Raw genomic sequence first — 23,205 nt, 5'->3', positions numbered from 1 at the left:
GTCGAAGCCATTTTATTCTACAGACATCCTAGGAATAATTATTAAAATGAATTTTCCAATCTCAGTTTTCCGTCCTCAATTCCTTAGTTTTTCTCTTTCCCAAGAGAACCAAGGCAGCCATGATTACCAAAGTCATGGACGCTACTCCTCCCATATTGAGCATGGTCTTTAGGTAGCCAATTTCCCTGACATTCAAAAAGGGGTAAGGATAAAAGCCGGAGAAATGACCCCTAATCAAAATGAATACGGCATAGAGGATCGGATAAATCAGCCATTTGAAAACGGAGCTTGCCTTGACATCTCTTGCGCGAACCTGGAAAAACCAATAGGCCAGCATCAAGAGTGGGATAAGGGTATGCAAAAGTTCATCGACAAGCCATTGAAGTCCTGTGGGTGCCCAAAGTGGCCTCAGGGCTATCTGATACACCAAACCAACAATCAAGATAAATGAGGTCAGTGCCGTGATTGTTCCTCCTTTGAAAAACCATTTGAGTGGGAATTTTGGTTGCCCTACAATTTGGGCAGTAAAAAAAAGAGCAAGCAGGAAGTTGGTCAAAATCGTAAAAAAGCTGAAAAAACGAAGTATCGTCTCCGGTATATCCGATTGTCTGTTTTGGATGATCAATACAAATTGAGCCAAAATGGCAAACCAACCCAAAATCAGGGCTATCCACTCGGTTTTTTCTTTATTTCTCATGGCATATATCAAGCATTATCTTCAAAGAAATGTTTTCCAATTAAGAAATACTAGAACATAAGGGCCAAGCCATGGACTCTTTGGTACAGGGGATATCAGGCTGAAAAATTACGCAGTCTTTGTCAATTCAGGAAGTTGGAGACAATTCATTTAACACTTCAACACTGACTTCAAATTGGAAATGGGCAACTTATCGAGACCTTCGATTTCCAGCTGATTACTGGATCAAACCAAGTACACCTCTTTGTGGGACTAGATAGAATTGACCTTTTTCTCTCTATTTTCGGCCAGGATTCTTTTCTAAATATCAAATCCATGCGAAAGAGTTTACCTCTTATGTGTTTGTTCCTCAGTCTAGGGACCTCTTTGGCCCAGCAAAAGGACTGCGAGCTCAGAAAATCCACCGGAGATTTAGAAGTCTACACCTGTAAGATGGAAGGTTCTAAAATCAATTCCATACAGGCTTCATTTCAGGTGAACGTTCCCTTCTCAGTCCTTGCGGAGGTCTTGTTGGATTGGGAAAATTTTAACCTTTGGCAGTACAAAATCAGAAAGGCGGAATTGTTACAGGCTATTTCCAAAGAAGAGTTGATCTACCGGGCGGAGTTGGATGCTCCATGGCCCGTTGCTGACCGGGATTTGATTCTGCATTTGAAAATGGCTCCGGGTACCAAGCCAGGGGAGTATGTTTTCTCCACGGTAGGAAGACCGGACTTTATTCCTCTGAGGGAGGGATTTGTACGGGTGCCGGTAAGTGACGGGCGCTGGACAATTCAAGTCCATGGCAAAGATCGACTGGAAGTCAATCACGTGCTTTCGGTGGACCCGGGAGGTTCGATTCCTGCCTGGTTGCTGAACCTTTCCCTGGCAGAAGGTCCATTTGAGACTTATTCCAATCTGATTAAGTATCTGGAAGAAATGGAATAGGACAATTCTCAATGACCAATGACCAATGAGCAATGAATCAAAATGAAATAGCTGGTTTTGTTTTTAGCGTCTATTCACCCTGTTTTTTTGAATTTTCAATCTTTAGATCTTCAAATTTTCCAATTTTACCCCATGAAAACGCTGTGGATTACGCCGGCAGGCTTGGAAAAACTTAAAGCCGAACTGGATCATCTCTGGAAAGTGGAGCGACCGGAGATTTCCCAAAAAGTGGCTTGGGCTGCGAGTTTGGGGGATCGATCGGAAAATGCTGATTATACCTACAACAAAAAACGCTTACGCGAAATCGACCGTCGCGTACATTACCTTCGCAAGTGCATCGATAATCTGAAGGTGATTCCCTATACCCCTTATCAAGAGGGAAAAGTCATGTTTGGCGCATGGGTAGAGGTCGAGAATGCCAAGGGACAAAAGCTCCGAATCCGGATTGTGGGAGGGGAGGAAATGATAGATCGCCGGGATTATATTTCCATCGATTCGCCCATGGCCCAAGCTCTTTTGAAAAAGGAAGTAGGCGATGAGGCGGTTGTCCAAACGCCGACTATGCAGATGAAGTGGATGATCAAAAAGATAGAATACGAGAAGGAGTAGGGGAATCCACCTATCGGGAATTCCCCATCCTCAGCAAGGAAATCACTGTAAATTGCAAATTTTCACCATAAAGCCCTTTCAGAATCGCTCTGAAAGGGCTTCGATTGATGGGAAAATAGACAAGACTGTTTTTGCATTGATGGAAATCCATCTTTGACTAAATAGTACCGAAAAACCTAACCAAAGGAGCTGAATTAATTGTCTTCAACTTCTTCCCGACTTCTTTTTCCTAGCTTGTTTTTTTGCTGAGAAAGGGTTGATGAAGGGATTTGTGTTTTTGAGGTGGAAAGCCGGGATGAATCAAGGATTTATTTCGGTGCTATATCTACGATCACTTTATTGATCTTTCCGCTGAATTTATTGTTGCCTTCCTTGTAATCGTTGGTCACATTGGTCTCGTTGTCTGTACCGATATCCACCCCTTCATCGCCTGAGTATGCAAAGGGTTGTGTTTTGGGAATATAACCCTCAGCGACTTTTTCTCCGTCGATATACAGGATACATTTTCCGCCCGTGGCTGGCTTTAATTCTTCATCTGCAATAAATTCATATTTGATTTGATGCTTACCTGCATTCAGGGGTTTGGGGGCTGCAATATTGGTATGGTCAAGCCCAAAGAAGTTGTAATCATGATGTACCCTGCCGTTTTTCATATACAAGGACCAACCCCCAAATCGGCCTGCCTGGCAGATAATCACCCCGTTTGCACCAGCGTCTTTGAGTTCAATATCCGCCAGAATGGTGTAGCTCTTACTCTTATTGTTGATGAAAACGTTCTCCATGATCCCGGTCATCCCTTCATAAAGAGTGAGAGAAGTCCTGTCACCCATGATATCTCCCCTTCCAGCTATCTGAGCATTGAAGCGCTCCACTCTTCGGTCATCAATCGGAAGGACATGGTTCCTAATCGCCTCTTTCATAAATAGCTCTTGAAGCTCCTTTAATTTTTCGGGATTAGACTCAGCCAGGTTGTTGGATTGGGAAAAATCCTCATCCACATGATACAATTCCCAAATATCCTCTTCCAAAGGGGCCAATTCAGCCATAAGCCAAGGTATCGAATGTCGGGCGGAAGCAGTCCATCCTTCATGATAAATGCCACGGTTTCCAAACATTTCAAAATACTGGGTAGTGTGAGTTTCCGGTGCCTTGGCATCTTCAAACGAATAGACAAAGGAGGTTCCCGCAAAGGGGGTTTGCTCTGTGCCATTTACCGAGGTTGGGAAAGGTAAACCGGCTGCTTCAAGAACTGTCGGTGCCACATCAGTCACATGGGTAAACTGAGACCTGACTTCACCTTTGGATTTTATTCCATCAGGCCAATGTACGACCATACCGTTTCGTGTTCCGCCAAAGTGGGAGGCTACTTGTTTGGTCCATTGAAAAGGAGTGTTGGTGGCATGTGCCCAGCCAATGGCAAAATGAGGAAACGTGTTGGGGCCTCCCCATTCCTCTATATGGTTCATCATTTGCGAAGCCTCTCCAATAATGCCGTTCAAGGCCATCATTTCATTGTAAGTTCCTTGGGGGCCGCCTTCTGCACTTGATCCATTATCCCCGATTACATACAGAAACAGTGTATTGTCCAATTCTCCAATTTCTTCCAAAGCAGAAACCAACCGGCCTACTTCATAATCGGTATGCTCCGCAAATCCGGCAAATACTTCCATTTGTCTGGCAAATAACTTTTTCTGTTCCGGTGTTTGGCTATCCCAAGAAGGAATTTCGGCAGGTCTTTCTGTAAGTTTTGTACCCGGAGGCACTACTCCCATTTCAATTTGCTTAGCAAGAGTTTCTTCTCTCAACTTGTCCCAGCCCTGATCAAATTTACCCTTGTATTTGTCGATGTATTCTTTGGGAGCGTGGTGCGGGGCGTGGGTTGCACCCGTGGCAAAATAGATGTAAAAGGGTTTGTCTGGGGTGAGGGCTTGTTGTGCACTTACCCAGTTGATGGCCTGAGTGGTCATATCTGTGGTAAAATGATAATCCGGAGATCTCTCCACTTCCACCCGAACGGTCCCATCGTATACAGCAGGAGCCCATTGATTGGTTTCCCCACCAATGAATCCATAGAATTTATCGAAACCCGAGCGGGTAGGCCAGCGATCAAAAGGGCCGGAAAGGGAAGCTTCCCAAGGTGGAGTTTCGTGGTATTTGCCAAACATGGCCGTGCTATAGCCATTTAATCGCAACATCTCCGCCAGTGGTGCAATGCTGTTTGGGCGAATACCCGTGTTGCCCTGAAATCCGGTCGCCAATTCCATTATCGCTCCCGCGTTATTCTGATGGTGATTTCGGCCTGTTAGAATGGCAGTGCGGGAAGGGGAACAAAGGGCTGTGGTATGAAAACGATTATAGCGAAGTCCTTGGCGGGCCAGTCTATCCGCAGTCGGTTCATTCACAGGACCTCCAAAGGAGCTTGAAGTACCAAAACCTTGATCATCAATCAATACGATAACCACATTTGGGGCTTTTTCCGGGGCTTTTACTTCAAATCGTGGAGGGGGATTCGTATTTCTGGCATCCAATTCAGTTACCGCCTCGTAAGTCGGCTCTTTTATCGGAAGTACCGTTCGGTCCAAACCATCTCCACTACTGGGTTTTGGATTACTAGTTGGTGTGTTCGGGCTGCAAGCCACTGCCAAGAGTAGGCTGATTGCATAAAAAGAAGCAAATAATTTTTTCATGCTTTAATGGTTGATGGTGTGATGATCTTTACTGGTAAAATGGTTTTTACTGATAATCAATAAAGATTTGGGAATAAAATACTAGGGCATCCCAAATGGTAAGGCTACTCGAAAGAATTAGATGAGGTGAAAAATGACCATGACTTAAAATATGGCTATTTGCCTGAAGCTCAACTTTTTATTAAGTTAGTCTTTTTCCAGGCTTACTTTCCCTGTTTTTGTTCTATTTTTTTTAAAAAATTACAGGATGGATAGTAAATATTTGATTTTCAGTCAGATGTAGTTCGGTCAATCAGGCCAATAAAGGAAAATTTTTGGGTAAAGGTTGCGGATATAGGTTCTCGGTCGATAGTTCGCAACTTATCTCTTGATCAAATAGGTTTCTGCATGTAGGTGGTTATTCCGCTGTTGGCCAAGCGGTTGCTCAAGTTTCCGACTAGGTTTATCTGCAATGATTTCCTTTACTTTGTTATTCAATCCTTCGGAGAATAATCACTTTCCAGATAAATTTTTCTGTATTGACCTTTCTTGGTTAGGGTCAGCAGTGCCTTTCTTTTATCCTTACTATTATTCACATAGGATTCGCAGATTTGAAAGCCAAGAAAATAACCCAAGTCTGGAGGACTCTGGTCTCTGGGCCTAAAGTGGTATACCCAATCCTGGTAATTGAATGGCTCTTTCTCGAGATCAGTCCTGAACCTTTCCCAAAGGTTAAATTGGTTTTCTTCTACATAAAGCCTCAAGTTTTCATTGAGATTCATTCCAAACAAGTGGTAAATGATGTAATCGGCACTACCTTCTACCAAGCAGGTGTTTAAAAGGCTGTTTTTGTTGAATTGGATCATTCCCCAAAGATCAGAAAGTGGAAAACCGCGTTGCAGGGTATGGGCCGTTTCATGGCAGATGTAGGTGAGGAGATTTGCCTTATTGGTGATTTTTTCCAAATAGCTCGGCAATTCTGATTTATCTTCAATTCCATTATCTGAAACCATTTCCAAGCAGATAAAAAGATTTTTTCCTTTTATCGTACCGCCTACACTTAAATCCCCAACAACCAGGTAGATGTTGGGTTTTTGAAAGTGAACAAAGTATTCTAGAAACGAAGCATTGATGTGAGCCAGGGTGTCTGATAAGTAATCGATATCGATTCTTGTGCCTTCCAGGCCTTCAAAAAACTTAGGGTAGGCCTTTATATTTTCATAGATTGACCTTGCAGTTATATTCTTTGATTTGAAAAACTGGCTAACGTCCTTGTTTTTACTGTTTATGTAGTGAAAATTGATTATTTCCACGCTGTCCTTCTCTGTCTTTGCCTCTTTGAGCAGGTTTAAAGTGACTTGGAATTGGACGATTTGGGAGCTGTCAATTTTTTGATTGGCGTCACAAGAGGTTGCCCAGCCGATCAGCAATAGAAAAAGCGGTACTAATCTCATGGTAATACATTGATTTGAAAAAGCCTGACGAGACGCTGCTTGTGCATTGCAGGATTGTACCTGCAAGAGATATTTTTTTACTGCTCCCTATTTCTGATTTGTTTTCCCAACAGCTTAAAAATACCAATTTTTATCATAAGCTTGGATTGACAGCTCTTTTTCCACTCAGCTATAGACTTGGATTCCTGAGCTTTCCGGGTGTCTCCATAGGGACCTCGCTAAGCGATTCCAAACACCTAAATCTCCTTATTCAAATGAATTGGCTTTGAAAAGGATTGGCAGGGAAATCATGGGAAGTTCCAGAACATGAACCTGGACTTTTTGGTCAGAACCCCTTTTGAAAAATAAGCTGCTAAATCTTCCATTTATCTGGTACAAGGTTGCTGCTTTCTTCTCCTCTTCCAATGGCCTGCGAATAGCGATAGAATTTCCTTCTTCCGCTGGATCAGCTTGACTTTTTTCGATGGAATTTATAGCCGAAACCCACCGAGGCAATCCATTCTTCTGTTTTGTCCCGATGAAAAAACGGGGCGAAAAAAACCATGTTTTTGTAATCGATTCTTGGAGCTACTCCTAGCCTCGCTCCCAGCTTCCCTTCCAATAAGTAGAGAGAGGGCAAAGCCCCAACACCTAGTTTCAAATCCTTACCCAGAATAAGAAATAGGCTTGGTCCCCCCACATTCATCGAGTAAAAGTCCCTGCCAAAAGAGACACCTATCATTCCTTCTAGGCCTATGTCAAATTTAGAGTGGGATTGATTTGAGGTCGTATCTTGGCCCTGCGCAACCAAGGAAGTGAGGAAAAAAAAACCAATGAAGAGCAAAACCTGGATTTTCGTCATTTTTCACGCTATTTATCTTTGACTATACCCAAAAGTAAATACGTGGGCACCTGTAAAATAGCACAGGTTTTACTTTTTTGAATAAGCTTTACTTTTGAGCAATTTTTTTCTGAAGGTTGATGGATTTTCTCCGGTAATCTGCTTGAATACTCTAGTGAAGTGGCTTTGGTCTGAAAATCCTGTCAAATAGGCAATTTCACTTAAAGAGTACTCTGGTTGGGTAAAAAGGTCCTTTGCTTTTTGGATTCGTGCATTCTGGATGTATTTTCCAAAATTTAGGTTGTCAAAATACCTCGGAAATTCTCTGGAAATGTAAGTCGAATTGAGATTGAGTTCTTCGGATAGCTTTTGCAACTCTATGTTATATTGGGCGTCGAGTTGGTCTTGGATTAGGGCTTTTACTTCATTCACCCAGGCGGGGGAGTTTATTTTGTTAGTTTTCAAAAATTTCACATAGACTTCGTGCAGCATTTTTTCAAAAGGACTCCCTGCGAGATGCCTTACCTCAGTGAGTTCTTTGGCCCAAGAGTATAGTGCATCATAGAGTATACACCCGATTTCCAAAAGTTTATAGTCATCCTTGATGTTGTGGCTGAGTCCTAAAGTAATTGCGTAAAGCCCGGCTACTTCCGGAGCTAAATCATGCCGGTCAGTATCGGCTCCCCGAATTATCACTGCTAGTTTGTTTAAAGCAGGGTCAGAAAGCTGATGCTTTTTCAGGAAATAATCAAAGGTTACTTTTTCTTCAAAGTGACTGTATTCCACATGAGGAATATCAAACGGAATTGCACCCATCTCTTTGCTTTTGTTCAAAACTTCGACAGCAGGAACGAAGAAAAATTCAGCCTCGGGATCAATAAATCTTTTGATCAGCCAAGGACAAGCCAGTCTGTCGATTTTAGGGCGTTCTCTGGTAATCCACTTCATAGATTTTTCAATAGAGGTTCACTCATGAGCGAAAGTTAGGCCTGGATATCAGAAGTAACTGCGTGAAGGTTTTCAGGGACAGCATGCGCTAAAGTACCAATTTATCCTATGGGGTGAGGTGGAAACCAAAGGTCAGTTCCCCGACTTTTCTGCCCGCCTCATGAGCTTTGATTGCATTTACAATTTGAGTTTCTGTGAATCTCGATTTTTTCACAATAACCATTAAAAGTTGATAATTTCAATTCAACTTTTAAAAAGCCGACTTTTAGGGGGAGCTTATAACTTCAAAAGGGATGTTTTTCGGGATTTTTTTCTAAGGATCAGGAAAAGAGATTAATATCCCCAAGCCTGTGCCTGTTTTCGTTTCAAGTTTGGAAATTTGACCATCGAAAGAACAGGATCGAAAAAGATTAAGGACATTCTCAAACTTTTTGTCTTGGAGATTGTCCTTAGGACATGGAAAAAAATTACCCTGAATGGATGGCTACCTGCCTCAAACTGGCAGCAGTTTACAATATTCTCTGGGGAGCTTGGGTGGTGATTTGGCCTCATGCCTTTTTTGAATGGACAGGAATGGCGCCTTTGCAGCACCCTACCATTTGGCAAGGGACGGGAATGATTGTCGGGGTCTATGGTTTGGGCTATTGGTGGGCCAGCTATCATCCGCTCAAGCATTGGCCCATTGTGGCAGTGGGCTTTTTGGGAAAGATATTCGGCCCTTTGGGGTTCTTGTTCAATCATCTGGTCCTGAAGGAAATCCCCTTTGAATTCAGCTACACCCTCTACACCAATGATCTGATTTGGTGGATTCCTTTTTTCCTGATCCTTAAGCGAGTACATACGGAGACGCAGTGGCAACTCCGGTGAACCAAAATAGATAATCATGGATTGGATTCGTCTTTCGGTAGACTCCGGACTTTTTATTTTGGTTTGGTTGGTGCAAGTCATCATTTATCCCTCATTTCTGTATATCGACAGAGAAAGGCTAAACTATTGGCACCGGCTTTACACGGTAAAAATCCTCTATTTCGTAGGTCCTTTGATGTTTATTCAGACAGGAGTGATCGCTCTGCAACTCCTGTTTGACCCCCTCGTATTTCTGCTGGATGGATTGATTTTGGGAGGGATTTGGATCAATACCTTTTTCATTGCCGTTCCCATACACGAAGCTATCGATCGAGATGAAACAGTAGAAGGCCATCTTCCCAAACTTCTACAGGTCAATCGCTGGAGGGCTTGGATGTGGACGGGTTTGGTTCTGCTTTCTTTGGGGAGGACTTTACTCTAAGTTTTTTATCCATGCAAAGGTGGAAAGGAATGGAATTTTCTTGGAAAAAGGAAAGGAAAGCTGCTTCTGATGGCTAAATCCATGATATAAAAAATGGATTCGCCTACTTTTAGTAGAAGGATAGCAATCTCAAAAAAAGCTAAAAAAGTAGAGACTGCTTAGCAAGGCACTTTTTTTTCTGAGCTCGACCTATTGCTCCGGAATCCCCATTTTCTATCCAGAAGAAAGCTTTTTATCATTTTTTAAGGCAGCTGCCACTCGAAATTCCACAAATACGATTGCAAGTACGGTAGCTATTTCTAGCAAAAAATATATCCCTCCCAACTTGGTCAGCTCTTCAATATAAGTGTACATGCATACGAGGGTCAAAACACAATACAATAAGTTGCCCAATGCAATCAGCATTAAAAATGGGGTCCAATTACCTTTGAGCAAGAGGAAACAAGTCAAGGAATAAAGACAGAAAATCAGGCCGATTAAAGATAAATAGATCAATACCCAGGTCGGTATTCCAAAATGATCCTGGAATTGTCGTAATACAAAAAACAATAAAAATGCGGTCAAGGCTGCACCGATGCTGTCTACCAGAAAAAGCCTAGCTGGTTTTTTGACAAAGTAGTTGATGATGTTTTTTACGGCAATTTCCATTTGTTTCAAGTTCAGGAGCAGGTAGTCCTAAATAGGTCGAAAAATTATTAAGTTCTCAATAGGCGATGTGCAATTAGCATGCGAAGAAGGAGAAAATCTTTATTGCAAGGATGCCGCTAAGTGAAAACAAAAATAGCCGAATATTGGACAAAAAGCAGATGTAGAACCTGTGATCAAAGGTCCTTTTGATGCTTAGTTTTGGGTTCTGGGCCTTTCATCCATGGTTACCTTATCCCTAAGCAGCCATGTCCCATTTTCTTTGGTGATGATATAAGTCGTATTGATCCTCCGGGTTGGCGTTACTTCACCATTGATGACTTGTCCTTCCCGTTCATGGTATTGATGAACGACCACCACATCGGGTCTTAAAAATTTGATTTCAGGATCGCTGTATTGGTTTGTAGTGGATTCTGCATATCCCGGATTGGAGTGCAGCACCTTGATAAAGCTGATGATGGTGTCTCTGCCGTAGAAAACCCGTCCAAATGCCTGAAGCCATCGTCCATCTTCCGCCCAGACCTTTTCCCGCTCTTCGAAATTTCCATTTGTAGTTTGGATGCTGATTATTTTTTTGATCTCTAGGCTATCCTTTCCGCTTATTGCCAAGGGCTCAGCCATTTCTGAATTGGATAAATGGCTGGGATTTTCAGCCTTTTGGCTACAGCTGTAAAGAATCAAGGCAAGGATAGGCAATTTCAAGCAGTTCATGATTTGGAATTAGTACTATGGATCCGACTTAAGTTAAGGCTTTATTGTTGAGTGGTTTTTATTGGATGTCCCTAAGGCGTACCCATTTGAGCCGAGTCTTGGGATACCTGTCCGTAATGGAAGAAAGAATCAGGGTGTCTCCCGAAAACACATATTTTCTTTTAGCGACTGTGCCCCAGAGATTTAGAAAATTGGCGGATTCAATATGATGTTCGATGGTTTGAAGGGAGTCGATCACTTGATACCTCCCGAAATACACAAAATTGTTAGCCAGATGCCTCAAATCTTCCTTTGTCAGGCTATTTAGCCCTCCCGTACCTTCGAGTACATAGTTTTCGTAGTTTTCAGTCACGTGATGGACGCCCATTCCGCCTTGGCCATCATAGATGATAAAGCCTTTTCGGTTTTTGTAGTCGCCCTGTCTAGGCACCCAAATGGAACTCGAATCCATTTGAACTTCGACTAGAGCTAGGGACCACCTGCCTGAAAATTTATCAAAATCTGAGGAGTCATTTTCTTGATTGCATGAAATAATCAAGACTGTGACCAGAAAGGGGTATAAAAATTTAAATTTCATTTCTTTGGTTTTACATGGTGAAAATTGACCTTTTGAGTGGGGTATGGTGATAAAGAGGAAGTCAAAAACTTCCTAAAGTAGACTACTTGCCGACATTTTTTGCTTCAATCCGAATAGACACATATAGATCACGGTGATTGCAAATAGACTATTGGTACAATTGACCAGAAGTGTAGGCAAGCCTAGCAATGGGCCTGCGGTAAATAGAAGTGTCCCCAAAATAAATACTAGGGGAGTCCAAGACGGAAAAAATCGGGTATTGCGAACCGATATCCCAAACAGGATCATTCCAACAAACCAAACTGCTCCGGGGACTTTATATAATGGTTTTGCTTCCAAAAACTCAGAAATACTCATTCCGGAATTCATCACCTGAATTGGGAAAAAAGTCAGGCCTAGGTAGGCTATCAAGGCTAGTAAAGCTCCAAGTTGGCTCAGGGGGTTTTTACCGGGGGATTGAGCTTTATGGAGACCCCAAATCCCAATTCCTGCCAAAAAATGGTACCCAGCAGTCAGGTAGTAAACTGTAGGGGTGTAACCCTCAATTATTTCCATTACCTCAGATACTAACCAAAATGAAAATCCCAAAATACCGGCATAGAGGAAATACTTCATAAGTAGTGGTTTTAATGAAGCCCCAGAGCCAAGGCTATGGGGTTTGTAGGAATTTGAACCCAAAGACTGGTCTGCCAGGCAAAGGGATGCTTAGGTACAACAGCTATACGTCAAGTAGTTCATTTCCATATCCTTTGGAATCGGCAAGTAAAATCGATCCCAAAAAGTAGTGCAAGCCATTCCTTGAATTCCGAAAATTTCTTGTACTGGAATATAGGGATACTTCGGCAAATTAGACCCTGCTTAGGTAGGTTAAATTCCGAATCTTGCTTGTAGAGATTGGTTGATTCTTTCGGTAAGGAGATCCACAAGTTCTTCGTCCATAAAGGCATACTCATCCGGAATATGGAGCACTTCGATGACCGGTAGATCCAAATTCCGATATAGATCACGGATTTTGGCTCGATGCTCGCTTTCCATTACAAGTACCAAATCTGCCCAATTCAAGTCCGCCTCGGAGATTTTCCGATCACTTTTCGGGCTTACCCCTGCTGAGCGAACATGAAATCGTGGATCATTTTTAAAAATAAATTCTCCCGTCCTGCTTCGTCTTTTGTTTTTCCCGCAGATGATCAGAAGGTTGGGTTTGGGTGTCATGGCTATGGAGTTGACTTAATTTATGGGATATAGAGCGGGCAAAAAAAGCGATTGGAAAAATAAGTCATTTTGATCCATTAAGGATGGGGAAAGTTTAACAATAGCAAATTCTTAAGAATAAAAAAAAGCGGAGCCACTCCCGATGCTACAGAGGACTCCGCTTAGGTAAGAGCTCTACTCCCAGGATAAAGAGCAAAACTCAGAGGAATTGATCAATTGGCCAAAACACCTTTTGAAGCAGCAGGATTGGCTTTAAAAACTTCATGCTCAAGTTCGGCTGGTAACATATCAAAAATCACATGAATGCGATCCTGATCTCCGTCATTGCGGGCTTCGTGGACCTCATTGTTATCAAACCACCAAAGTTCGCCCTCGCGCATTCGTACCTCCTCGTCTCCTGTTTTCATCCATGACCCGAGGCTGGATCTTAAGACTAAATGATAGCGGTTTCGAACACGATAGTATTCACCTCGATCGATATGGGGGTACACTTGTTTTCCGGCAGGCAAACAAACAATTTTTGCCCTTCCCAGAATTTCATTTCTTTCCTTCGCAAAGTCCTTTAGAAATTGCACAAAAAAAGAGTATTGTTTGCTGGCTGTAGTCCATCGGCTTTCGTGTACATCCCGACGCTTTCTACCTCCGATAGCCGATTTTCTCAGACCTCTTAAAGGAATAGCAAGTGCCTCACGTTGAACCATAATTTTGTCTTGTCGACCAGTGGATCCGGCCCAAGCATTCGCTATGGAATCTATTTGATCCAGGAATGGCTGGGTTGGGATATTCTGTTTGATAAGTTTGAAATTTTTCATGGTAACCATTCGATTAAGTTGAAAATGATATTTGGTGTCTTATGTCGAAGAGGGTAGGCCTGACGTAACCGCTTTTAAGGGAAAAAATGGAGATTTTTAATACGCCTCTTTTTTGATTTTATTCTTTGGAGACAAAAAACATTCAGATGCTTTATTTCAGAAGTGGATAAAGTAGCGGAATTGTGTCTGCTGAGCTAGTAAACAGATAGGTTGATTCTGTAATTACAAATTCTAAAAAAAACAGAAAAGCGGAGTTGCTCCCGTACAGCTGTCGGGACTCCGCTTATACTAGCGTTCTACTTCTGGAGGGGACTTATCTCTCCACTTCGGATCCTGATTTTTACTTTCCCGAAACAGTCTTGACCAAGGGCACAAGTCGATAGCCTTCTTTATATACTCGTTCGGATGGGCGGTAGTGACGCACGGTAAAATTAAATACGCCTGTAGGATTGTCGATTTCCAGATTGTTGGGTGCATTTGCACCACATCCAAAGCTTACCGTATAGGTTCCGTCTTGATTTTCTTTTGCGGTATTGGAACTGTAATTGACCAGATCGTTGAACATAAAGCCCTTTTCATCATAGACCGTGATGGACCAAAATCCAGCATTTCCCGGATCTTCAAAAGTGAGCTGATAGCAGCTATCGGTTGAGAAATTACCGGAGGACTCATAGATATTATCACTCATCTGCGCTCCGCCCCATCCCACTGCAGCTCCCACCTGATACTTTTCCTCGGTAAAATCCTTGACCGATGCATCGTTGGGGTCGGTAAACATTCCCCGCATTCCGTAAATCCCATCCCGCTCCAGAATCGCCGGCATTTTGGATTTTAACTCCGATTCTACTCGATTAAATGATTCTTGGTTGACAGGTTTAGTTTTAAATAAATCAGCGGATTGCGCCTGAATGCTCATTTGATCCTGAATGGCTTTTGCCTCTTCCTCAGAAAAAGTACCATCCAAGCGTACAATCAAGTACAAATGTGTGCCTGTGTGTGGATAGATCAAAAGATCCTGAACCATACTTCATGGCCTGAATCCGATGGTCTTCTGTGACGGGCTGTACGGAAATGTATTTTCCCTCGGGGATTTCTGGCATCACAACGCTTGCTCCTGTTGAGACATCCACCACTGCCATAGAATAGTAGGTATCCCGATTCATTCTGACTACTGGTTGATCATCAGTAGGGGTAAGTTGTCTTCTGTGAATAAAGGTATTTACTCCTCCCATACTTTGTCTCATAAGGATTTGCCGGGATGTTTCGTCCCTGGGATAGCTCTCTGGAGTGACTATCCTTCCGTTTTCATTGAAAAATTCAGAAGCCGAGCTTACCGGCTCTAAATTCGCTCCGATTTGATCTGCACTTGCTGAATCTTCTTTTTTTCCCGGTTGGCAGCTGACTGCGGCGATCAAAAAAATAATCGCTAAAAATGAATGCTTCATGGTTTCTATGTTTTGATTTTCCCCTTCCCGAATTCTGGCAATCCATTCAAAAAGAAGGTTCACTTCGATTTTTTTTAAGTTACTGGTTTTTTGATTGGGTTAGGAAGGAAGGAGGAATTCATTTATAAAAAACCAGCTATTGCCAAATCTTCTTCCAGAGAATACTGATTCTTAAAGATTATGCCCGTTAAGGATCGTCCCGTCTTTCACTGTTTTTAGGTAGCTGATTACTTTGCCGTCTTCGCCCACTTCGCAGACCCGATAGGAGGGAAAGGGGTTGCCCCAGCTGCCTCCGAAGTGCCCGGACCAGAGGAAAGGTTTTTTCTTATAGAGCATCTGCCCGTCCACATCGTGGTCATGTCCATGGAAAGTCGCCCGCACATTGGGAAAGCTCGTTACCAAGTCCAGAAAAGGTTTGCAGTCCACCCCGTGCCTGGTCCAGTCATTTTGGGAAATATGCATGAAGACAAAGACGTGGGGAAGCTTCGCGTATTCTTCCAAGATCAGCCCTGAAAACTCCAGATCGGCACAGAGGTATTCTCCTTTTTCATTGGAGCAGTCCAGCAGCAGCACGCCAAAGTCTTCCTTTTCGATAAAGGAGTAATTGCTCGGTTGACGCATGATTTGCATAAAGTCTTCCTCGCTGACCCGGTCGTGATTGCCCCGGCAGACATAGTAAGGAACTTGGAGTTGGTTGTAGACCTTTTTCACTTCGGGAAGCAGGCTGGGTTCGTCGTGAATCAGATCCCCGTTGAAGACTACAAAGTCTACGTCTTTTTCGCGGTGGATGGCTTCAATAAGGGCTCGGTGACTTCCTTCAAAGTCGGTGTTGGGTTGGCCCCAGTGTCCGTCCGAGGCAGTGATAAATTTGAGTCGGGTGGCTTTGGGGAAGTCCATTTTCCCATAGGTAATAAAAGGCATGGTCATCAGGGAAGTACCCGCCAGGGCGAGTTTATGTAAAAATGGTCTGCGGTTCATGGATGTAAAATAGTGAATTAGTTTTACTGATGGTATGCCTTTTTGAAAGTTGAGGAAGTTTTCTTGAATTTTGAGTAAGAAGTCCGATGACCGATGATTGTCCAAAAATCAGACTTTCAATTGATCTTCAGGGCTTTAAGATAGAATGTTGTCAGGGTTCCTTGCTGTTCGAGAATTGCAATCTCGAATCACTTATTTCAGGATTTGCAATCCGTAAATATTCACACAAGTCTAATCAGGACCTAAGGCAAGCCCGCCTGGAGGACGGACAGGTCTCCTGACTTGTGCTATTGCCCTTTGCTATTCGGGATTTGCAACCCCGAATTCCCTTTCAGATTTCAGCCTAAAAATGATGACGAAGCCTTATTCTTTGGTCGCCTCGATCACCCCACGGAAATAACCCAAAGACTCGGCAATTCCCAAAAAGGGGTTGTCCATATTCCGCTCATGCTCCAGACTGCAAACGCCGGTGTAGCCCACTTTTCGGATCATGCTGACCATGGCCGGAAAGTCGATAATCCCTCGGCCTACTTCGATGGAATAGCCTTGTTTGATCGGTCCTGTCACGTCTTTGATATGCATATCAAAAATCCGGGTATGGTATTTTTCCATGTCCGCAACAGGGTCTTTGCCATTTCGAGTGTCATGTCCGATATCCAAGCACATGCCCATTCGGGGATCGAGATCTTTGGTGTGGTTCCAGACTTCGTCGGCATCTTGATAGATTTTGATATCCGGTCCGTGGAGGTGGATCGCAAATTTGAAATCGTATTCCTGCACCTTTTTTTCAGCATAGGGAAGCAGTTCCACATTGGGAACGCCTACGATCAGTTTGACGCCCACTCGTTTGGCATAAGCAAATGCCTTGTCGACTTCCTCTTCAGATCTCATATAGATCGGTCCCACTGCATAGCCAATTACGTCATGAGCCTTCAGTTTTTCATGAAATTCCGCAATCTCAGCGTCGGTAGTGTTCATCGGCAAGTGAAAATCCTTGATGCAGAGGTAGTGCACGTCCAAGGCTTTCAGGGTTTCCAAAGTTTTGTCGAGGTCGAATCGAACGAAGGTGTAGCCTGCCACTCCTACTTTGAAAGTTTCGCCTGTTTCGGGAGGAAGTTGCGGACCGGGTTTGGTTTCTTGGGCCTTGCAGACTATCAGGCTGAGTGCGAATAAAAAGGTGAGTAGGGTGGATTTCATGTGTTTGTGTTTTGTTTTTCAAAGGCCGCATGGAATCTCACAGAAGGAATGACTGTCTCAGTATTTGAGGTCTGGGTCTTGCTCGATTTCATCGGTTAATTTTTGGGCTGGATTGAAATCAATTTAGCAAAAGCTGACATAGGTAATTCTGAAGTTCTTCCAAATTCTTCGGAATCGTTTGCTTTGATAAGGATGTTTTTAGTACAAATACATTTTGTTAAGGAACCTCTCTGTTTTCCCTTCTTTCATAACATTGAGGTATTTCAAAATAATAATCTAGGATCATTCCCTACACTTCCACTTAGAATTTCCTCTACTGGCACAAACACGAATGAGTACAAAAAATCCCTTCAGGGGGAGTCTGAAGGGATTTTGATATTTGTACTTTTGATTTTGACTTTCAGGGCATTAAGATGATGGCTTCTAGAAATCAGCTTTGAAATTCCGAGGAGCCTCCCCAATAATAAGTCGTAATTCTTAATTCCTTTCGATATACATCACCGCAGAATCCTCGATGTATTTAATAGGATTGAAGGAAGAGTAAAACTTGTTTTTCAGGTTGTTCAAGGGATTGTTGAGCCCCATAATTTTGGAAGTAAATTCAGTGGGGAACTTGCCAGAATCTCCATAGACCTGAATCAGATTTTCGTATTGTTCGATATTGGATTGCATGCGAAGGGTAAGCGTCCCAAACCGCATTCTCAGCGACTGAACCTTGTACATGTAGGTTTCTACCTGCCCCTGCCATTTGCCTCGGGAATCAGATGAGCGCTCAAAGGCGGCGATTTTATCTGAAATTGCCTTTCTACATTCGTTTTTGAAGCTTTCCCGTTCGGAATCGAGGGTGGCTTTGAGGTAACGGTTTTGAAATTGGTTTTTGTCGATGCCAAAATAGGTCAATTGTTCCTCCAGCAATTGATTGTTTTCCTTTTGGAGCAATTCCAATTCCTTGTTGATCAGGGTCCATTCGTGGTCGATAATGGACTTTTGCTGCTCAAACTGGCTTGTCACGGTCAAAATCCGGAGCATTTCCGGGGATTTTTCATATAGTTCCTTTTCCTTTTTGCCCAAGGTGGTCACCATGCTTGTCACACCTGAAATGGCCGTATTGACCATGGTACCATACAGGGGTACAGTGGCGGAAGCGGTAGATATCAGGTTGAGCGATTGCTGAATGACTTTCATCATGCCGTCACTTTGACCTTCCTTGGAGTACCACTTGTCAAATTCGGTTTTCCAGGAAGTAAAGGACTTGTACTGCTGGATTTTGGTCACGTTTCCCAGCTGATCAAAAAAGGACTGGGAAGTCAAAAACAGCTCAACCGGCTGAATGTCGCGCTGTATGCTGAGTAGCTCGGTAAAGGCCAGTTGTCCATTAAGATTGATTTTGGTTTTGGGGGCTTCTTCCAGGATTTTCAGCCGGTCGTCCAGTGCTAGCTGTAGTTTTTCCAGATCGACTATTTTTTCCTTATCTGAGGCGGTTCTACTGTCCGCAGCAGCGATTTTCTCCGTGAGCTTGCTGACTAGCTCTTCGTTGGTTTTAAGCTTTTCGTTTAACTCTTTGAGCTGATAGTCCCGCTCCAATTTGATTTGTTCGGAGATTTCTTCCTGCCCGAAAGCCCAAGTACTTATCAGGCAAAGGCTGAACAGGGTGAAAAGAGTTGCAGTGATCCGCATAGAAATTTGGTTTGGGTTTATGCTGCGAAATTGATTCCACTTAGTGTAGAGAGAATCTGTCTTAACAAAATTTCACAAAAAAAATCCCCTCCAGATTGCTCCAAAGGGGATTTTGATTTGAAATCGGATATTTGAGATTTGAGATTTTATACCCGAAGGGACTTATCTAATTTTCCAATGTTTCAATTTTTCAATCAATCAAGCTCCAATATCGAATACTGAATACCGAATAAGGAAAATTAAGAATGACTTTCTACCCACTTCCTAGCATTCACAAACGCTTCCATCCATGGGGTGAAATCGTCATTTCTTTCACTTGGGTAATGGGCCCAATTCCAGGGCTTCAAGCTTCGCTCGATATGGGGCATGATCGCCAAATGTCTGCCGTCCTCAGAGGCAATTCCCGCTGTCGCAAAGTCGGAACCGTTTGGATTGCCTGGATAAGCAGCATAGCTGTATTTCATCGCGAAGTGGTATGCATTTTCTCCCTTTGGCAGTGAGAATTTACCCTCTCCATGTGCAACCCAAACGCCTAGTCGCTGACCGCTTAGGCTACCCAACATCACGGAGTTGTTTTGAGGCACAGTCACATTCACAAAGCAGGACTCAAACTTATGGCTGGCATTGTGCAGCATTTTTGGTTTTTGATCGTGATCTGGAGTCACCAAACCCAATTCGATCATCAGCTGGCAACCGTTACATACACCCAAAGAAAGGGTGTCAGGTCTTGCGTAGAAGTTGTCCAAAGCCTGCTTCGCTTTGGAGTTATAAAGGAAGGCACCAGCCCAGCCTTTAGCTGAACCCAACACGTCAGAGTTGGAGAATCCGCCTACAAAGACAATCATCTGCACGTCGCTGAGATCCTCACGTCCTGAGATCAGGTCGGTCATGTGAACATCTTTCACTTCAAATCCAGCCAACCAAAGGGCATAGGCCATTTCCCGATCTCCGTTCACTCCTTTTTCGCGGATGATGGCGGCTTTGGCTTTCCCTTTTTCTTTGCGATCAGGATTTAAGCCCAGTTTCGCAAAGCTACCGGTCCAGTTGGGAGCAAACTCATAGCTCAGGATTTGATTTTTATAGTTGTCAAAGCGGTCTTTGGCCAGCTTTTCTCCGCTTTGCTTTCTGTCCAGCAGGTAAGAGGATTTAAACCAAAGGTCTCTCAAAGGTGCCACTTCCAAGGTTTCGGATTCCAGGCTTACCTTTCCGTCCAAAGTTACCTCTGCCAGTTCCACAAAGTCGATTTCTGAGGCAGCAAGCACTTCTTCTGCAGCATGATCATTTTTCACTTGAATCAGGATGCCAGGATTTTCGGAGAAAAGCGCCTTGATCAGGTTGGATTCGGCCAATCGGCTTTCTTTCACAGCAAGACCGACTTGTTTGCTTGGGAAGCACATTTCCAGCAAGGCGGTCAAAATGCCACCTGAGGAAATGTCATGTCCTGCCAGGACCAGACCTTTTTCGATCAATTGCTGGACAGTTTCAAAGGCTTTTGCAAAATAAGCTGCATCGGTGACGTCCGGAGTTTCCTGACCCACCTTGTTGAGGATTTGGTACAAAGAAGATCCGGCTAGTTTGGCTGCATCTTTGGAAAAGTCCAGATACAAAACTTTGGTACGTGCCTTAGGCAAAAGGGCAGCTTTCGCAGTCTTTTTTACATCGGTACATTCGCCTACCGTGGAGATAATCACCGTACCCGGAGAGTACACCACTTTCCCGTCAGGATATTTCTGAGTCATGGAGAGGGAGTCCTTCCCGGTAGGGATATTGACTCCAAGTGCTATCGCAAAGTCAGAACAGGCTTTTACCGCCCGATACAAGCGGTCGTTTTCTCCTTTGTTTTTGGCAGGCCACATCCAGTTGGCAGAAAGGGAAACTCCTCTTAAGCCATCTGCTACCGGAGCAAAAACCAGGTTGGTCAAGGCTTCGGCAATCGCTAATCGAGAACCGGCTTCAGGATTGGCCAAAGCTGCAACGGGAGCATGGCCGATGGAGGTGGCGATCCCTTTATTCCCGGTAAAATCCAAAGCCATCACGCCAACATCATTCAGAGGAACTTGGATTTCTCCTACGGTCTGTTGGGTAGCCACCCGTCCGGTTACGGAGCGGTCCACTTTATTGGTCAGCCAATCCTTACAGGCTACAGCTTCCAGCTGAAGGACTTCCTGGATATAGGATTTAAGTTTTGAAGGAGCCAATTCAGGCTCGGAGAAAGGGGTGCCCAATCCGCTTTGGTCCTCCAAAATGGTTTTGGGAGAGGAGCCAAACATGTACGCCAAGTCCCAATCGACAGGTTTTTCCCCAGTCTTCTGATTTTCAAACTTGAAGTGCATGTCTCCGGTCGTCTCGCCCACTACATAGAAAGGTGCTCGTTCCCGCTCGGAGAGTTGCTTAAGTGTGGTGATATCTTTTTTACCGACTACCAAGCCCATTCTTTCCTGGGATTCGTTGCCGATGATTTCCTTGGCGGAAAGGGTAGGGTCACCCACAGGAAGTTGATCGATGTGGATGGTACCTCCTGTGCTTTCTACCAATTCAGAGAGGCAGTTCAAATGCCCTCCGGCCCCGTGGTCGTGAATGGAAATGATTGGGTTGTTTTCGCTTTCGGCCATGGCTCGGATCACATTGGAAACCCGCTTTTGCATTTCGGGATTTGAACGCTGAACGGCATTCAGCTCGATGGCATTGGAAAGTTCACCGGTATTCAAAGAAGAAACCGCAGAGCCGCCCATCCCGATTCGGTAATTGTCCCCGCCCAGGATGACGATTTGATCTCCGGTGCCAGGTTCTCCCTTCTTGGTGTAGTTGGCATTCGTGAAGCCAACTCCACCAGCCAGCATGATTACTTTGTCAAATCCATGATGCTTTTCTCCCTCCTCATGCTCAAAGGTGAGCAGAGACCCTGCTATCAGGGGCTGTCCGAATTTGTTTCCAAAATCAGAAGCTCCGTTGGAAGCTTTGATTAGGATATCCATGGGGGTTTGGTAAAGCCAAGGTCTCTCGGCAAGATTTTCCTCCCAGCTTCTTCCTTTTTCAGCTCGGGAATAAGAAGTCATGTAGACTGCCGTACCAGCCAAAGGGATGGAAGCCGTTCCTCCTGCCAATCGATCTCGGATTTCTCCACCAGAACCCGTCGCTGCGCCATTAAACGGCTCGACCGTGGTTGGAAAGTTGTGAGTTTCTGCCTTTAGGGAAATCACCGAGTCGATATCCCGGGTTTCAAAGAAGTCAGCCTGATGCTGAGTTTTTGGGGCGAACTGCTGGATTTTGGGACCTTGGATAAAGGCTACGTTGTCTTTATAAGCCGAAGCGATCCGGTTGGGATGCTTTTTGGAGGTTTCCTTGATCAGTTGGAAAAGTGTCATGGGCTTTTCCTGTCCATCAATCACAAAAGAACCATTGAATATTTTGTGTCGGCAGTGCTCGGAGTTGACCTGTGAAAAGCCGAATACCTCCGAATCGGTCAGTGGCCTATCCAATTGCCTTGAGATATTTTCCAGATAATCCACCTCTTCCTGACTTAGCGCCAAGCCTTCGGACTTGTTGTAGGCGGCGATATCAGTGACCGGTTTGATGGGTTCGGGCTTCAGGTGAATGTCAAATATTTCCTGATCGAGACCGTCATAGGCCTTTTGAAGCATGGGATCGATTTGGTCTCCTTCAGCCATGGGAAAGAATTCCTCGATGCGCTGTATGCCTTGGATTCCCATATTCAAAGTGATTTCCACGGCATTGGTAGACCAAGGGGTGATCATTTCTTTTCTTGGTCCGGAGTATTTTCCGGCTACTTTTTCACTCTGGATTTGCTGTGCTTCGCCAAAAAGCCAGGTGAGTTTGGTGATGTCATCGGTGCTGAGCGGGTGAGAGACTTGAACTCCGTAGATGAGTTTCTGAGGGGATTCAAAGAAGAAAATCATGTCCTTGGGCTGGTAAGTCGCAAAGGTAAGGAATTGAGGGGGAAAGTTGAAAAATGGTTAGGTTGTAAAGTTGGAAAGTTGGGAAGTATTGTCCGATGTCGGATGACCGAAGTCCAATGAAGGGAGACAGGAGTTTGAATTGGGGAAACCAGGGCTGTAGATGTCGTAAATCGTACCTCGTGCCTCGAAAATAAATGAGCTGGAAGACGGAAGACCGAAGATGGGAGACAGGAGTTTGAATTGGGGAAACCAGGGCTGTAGATGTCGTAAATCGTACCTCGTAAATCGTAAATAAAGGAGGGTTTATTTGGAAGACCGAAGATGGGAGACAGGAGTTTGAATTGGGGAAACCAGGGTTTAGGTTCCTGTAGATGTCGTAAATCGTAAATAAATGAGCTGGAAGACGGAAGACCGAAGATGGGAGACAGGAGTTTGAATTGGGGAAACCAGGGTTGAGGTTCCTGTAGATGTCGTAAATCGTAAATAAATGAGCTGGAAGACGGAAGACCGAAGATGGGAGATAGGAGTTTGAATTGGGGAAACCAGGGTTGAGGTTCCTGTAGATGTCGTAAATCGTACCTCGTAAATCGTAAATAAATGAGCTGGAAGACGGAAGACCGAAGAT

Annotated in this window: 22 protein-coding genes; 4 read left to right on the top strand and 18 right to left on the bottom strand. The window is 44.0% G+C overall.

Annotated elements, in window-relative coordinates; translation table 11 throughout:
• Positions 1–61: 61 nt before the first annotated feature.
• On the bottom strand, positions 62–697 hold the full coding sequence (locus AAA943_RS17935; protein WP_338225669.1) for a Pr6Pr family membrane protein: 636 nt from the start codon (positions 695–697) through the stop codon (positions 62–64).
• Positions 698–1,012: 315 nt separating this feature from the next.
• On the opposite strand from AAA943_RS17935, the gene AAA943_RS17930 reads away from it, so the two are divergent.
• Together AAA943_RS17930 and greB are read left to right on the top strand one after the other, a co-directional pair.
• A complete protein-coding gene (locus AAA943_RS17930; protein ID WP_338225667.1) occupies positions 1,013–1,624 on the top strand; it encodes an START domain-containing protein in 612 nt (203 codons plus the stop codon).
• Positions 1,625–1,756: 132 nt separating this feature from the next.
• The gene (gene greB / locus AAA943_RS17925; protein ID WP_338225666.1) at positions 1,757–2,233 is read left to right on the top strand and encodes a transcription elongation factor GreB; all 477 of its coding nucleotides are present in this window, start codon (positions 1,757–1,759) and stop codon (positions 2,231–2,233) included.
• Between the two features lie 308 nt (positions 2,234–2,541).
• Here greB and AAA943_RS17920 read toward each other — a convergent pair whose 3' ends face one another.
• The 4 genes from AAA943_RS17920 to AAA943_RS17905 form a co-directional block, all read right to left on the bottom strand.
• Positions 2,542–4,920 carry an arylsulfatase gene (locus tag AAA943_RS17920; protein WP_338225665.1) on the bottom strand — a complete coding sequence of 793 codons (2,379 nt, stop codon included), beginning with the start codon at positions 4,918–4,920 and terminating at the stop codon, positions 2,542–2,544.
• A gap of 473 nt (positions 4,921–5,393) precedes the next feature.
• The gene (locus tag AAA943_RS17915; protein ID WP_338225664.1) at positions 5,394–6,353 is read right to left on the bottom strand and encodes a gliding motility protein GldB-related protein; all 960 of its coding nucleotides are present in this window, start codon (positions 6,351–6,353) and stop codon (positions 5,394–5,396) included.
• Positions 6,354–6,798: 445 nt separating this feature from the next.
• Positions 6,799–7,194 carry a hypothetical protein gene (locus AAA943_RS17910; protein WP_338225662.1) on the bottom strand — a complete coding sequence of 132 codons (396 nt, stop codon included), beginning with the start codon at positions 7,192–7,194 and terminating at the stop codon, positions 6,799–6,801.
• A 69-nt stretch (positions 7,195–7,263) separates the two neighbouring features.
• Positions 7,264–8,121: a chromate resistance protein ChrB domain-containing protein gene (locus tag AAA943_RS17905; RefSeq protein WP_338225661.1), complete on the bottom strand. Its 858-nt coding sequence runs from the start codon at positions 8,119–8,121 to the stop codon at positions 7,264–7,266.
• A 456-nt stretch (positions 8,122–8,577) separates the two neighbouring features.
• Here AAA943_RS17905 and AAA943_RS17900 point away from each other — a divergent pair, with 456 nt between their 5' ends.
• Positions 8,578–8,988 carry an alkyl hydroperoxide reductase gene (locus AAA943_RS17900; protein ID WP_338225660.1) on the top strand — a complete coding sequence of 137 codons (411 nt, stop codon included), beginning with the start codon at positions 8,578–8,580 and terminating at the stop codon, positions 8,986–8,988.
• Positions 8,989–9,004: 16 nt separating this feature from the next.
• Positions 9,005–9,409 (top strand): hypothetical protein, encoded by a 405-nt coding sequence (locus AAA943_RS17895; protein WP_338225659.1) that lies wholly within the window; start codon positions 9,005–9,007, stop codon positions 9,407–9,409.
• Positions 9,410–9,622: 213 nt separating this feature from the next.
• Here the strand turns inward: AAA943_RS17895 and AAA943_RS17890 are convergent, their stop codons facing one another.
• The 13 genes from AAA943_RS17890 to AAA943_RS17830 all read right to left on the bottom strand — a co-directional run.
• Positions 9,623–10,057, bottom strand: a complete 435-nt coding sequence (locus tag AAA943_RS17890) for a hypothetical protein (RefSeq protein WP_338225658.1) — start codon at positions 10,055–10,057, stop codon at positions 9,623–9,625.
• A 192-nt stretch (positions 10,058–10,249) separates the two neighbouring features.
• Complete coding sequence (locus AAA943_RS17885) at positions 10,250–10,765, bottom strand: DUF4440 domain-containing protein (protein ID WP_338225657.1); 516 nt, start codon at positions 10,763–10,765, stop codon at positions 10,250–10,252.
• 58 nt (positions 10,766–10,823) lie between these two features.
• The gene (locus tag AAA943_RS17880; protein ID WP_338225656.1) at positions 10,824–11,342 is read right to left on the bottom strand and encodes a lipocalin-like domain-containing protein; all 519 of its coding nucleotides are present in this window, start codon (positions 11,340–11,342) and stop codon (positions 10,824–10,826) included.
• Positions 11,343–11,414: 72 nt separating this feature from the next.
• Complete coding sequence (locus AAA943_RS17875) at positions 11,415–11,957, bottom strand: hypothetical protein (protein ID WP_338225655.1); 543 nt, start codon at positions 11,955–11,957, stop codon at positions 11,415–11,417.
• Positions 11,958–12,209: 252 nt separating this feature from the next.
• Positions 12,210–12,554 carry a protein-tyrosine-phosphatase gene (locus tag AAA943_RS17870; RefSeq protein ID WP_338225654.1) on the bottom strand — a complete coding sequence of 115 codons (345 nt, stop codon included), beginning with the start codon at positions 12,552–12,554 and terminating at the stop codon, positions 12,210–12,212.
• Positions 12,555–12,766: 212 nt separating this feature from the next.
• A complete protein-coding gene (locus tag AAA943_RS17865; RefSeq protein WP_338225653.1) occupies positions 12,767–13,366 on the bottom strand; it encodes an aspartyl/asparaginyl beta-hydroxylase domain-containing protein in 600 nt (199 codons plus the stop codon).
• 340 nt (positions 13,367–13,706) lie between these two features.
• Positions 13,707–14,390: a DUF1214 domain-containing protein gene (locus AAA943_RS17860; protein WP_338225652.1), complete on the bottom strand. Its 684-nt coding sequence runs from the start codon at positions 14,388–14,390 to the stop codon at positions 13,707–13,709.
• Entirely contained in the window at positions 14,311–14,811 is a 501-nt protein-coding gene (locus AAA943_RS17855) for a DUF1254 domain-containing protein (protein WP_338225651.1), read from the bottom strand. The genes AAA943_RS17860 and AAA943_RS17855 overlap by 80 nt, the downstream gene beginning before the upstream one ends.
• Positions 14,812–14,982: 171 nt before the next feature.
• A complete protein-coding gene (locus AAA943_RS17850) occupies positions 14,983–15,789 on the bottom strand; it encodes a metallophosphoesterase family protein (protein ID WP_338225650.1) in 807 nt (268 codons plus the stop codon).
• Between the two features lie 363 nt (positions 15,790–16,152).
• Entirely contained in the window at positions 16,153–16,986 is an 834-nt protein-coding gene (locus AAA943_RS17845) for a sugar phosphate isomerase/epimerase family protein (RefSeq protein ID WP_338225649.1), read from the bottom strand.
• Between the two features lie 477 nt (positions 16,987–17,463).
• The gene (locus AAA943_RS17840) at positions 17,464–18,663 is read right to left on the bottom strand and encodes a hypothetical protein (RefSeq protein WP_338225648.1); all 1,200 of its coding nucleotides are present in this window, start codon (positions 18,661–18,663) and stop codon (positions 17,464–17,466) included.
• Positions 18,664–18,902: 239 nt separating this feature from the next.
• Positions 18,903–22,580, bottom strand: a complete 3,678-nt coding sequence (gene purL / locus AAA943_RS17835) for a phosphoribosylformylglycinamidine synthase (protein WP_338225647.1) — start codon at positions 22,578–22,580, stop codon at positions 18,903–18,905.
• Positions 22,581–22,937: 357 nt separating this feature from the next.
• On the bottom strand, positions 22,938–23,205 hold a 268-nt coding region (locus tag AAA943_RS17830), incomplete at its 5' end, for a hypothetical protein (protein WP_338225646.1).

The organism is Algoriphagus confluentis (genome assembly GCF_036245625.1).
Taxonomy (GTDB): domain Bacteria; phylum Bacteroidota; class Bacteroidia; order Cytophagales; family Cyclobacteriaceae; genus Algoriphagus; species Algoriphagus confluentis.
This window is presented reverse-complemented; position numbering and strand designations above follow the sequence as displayed.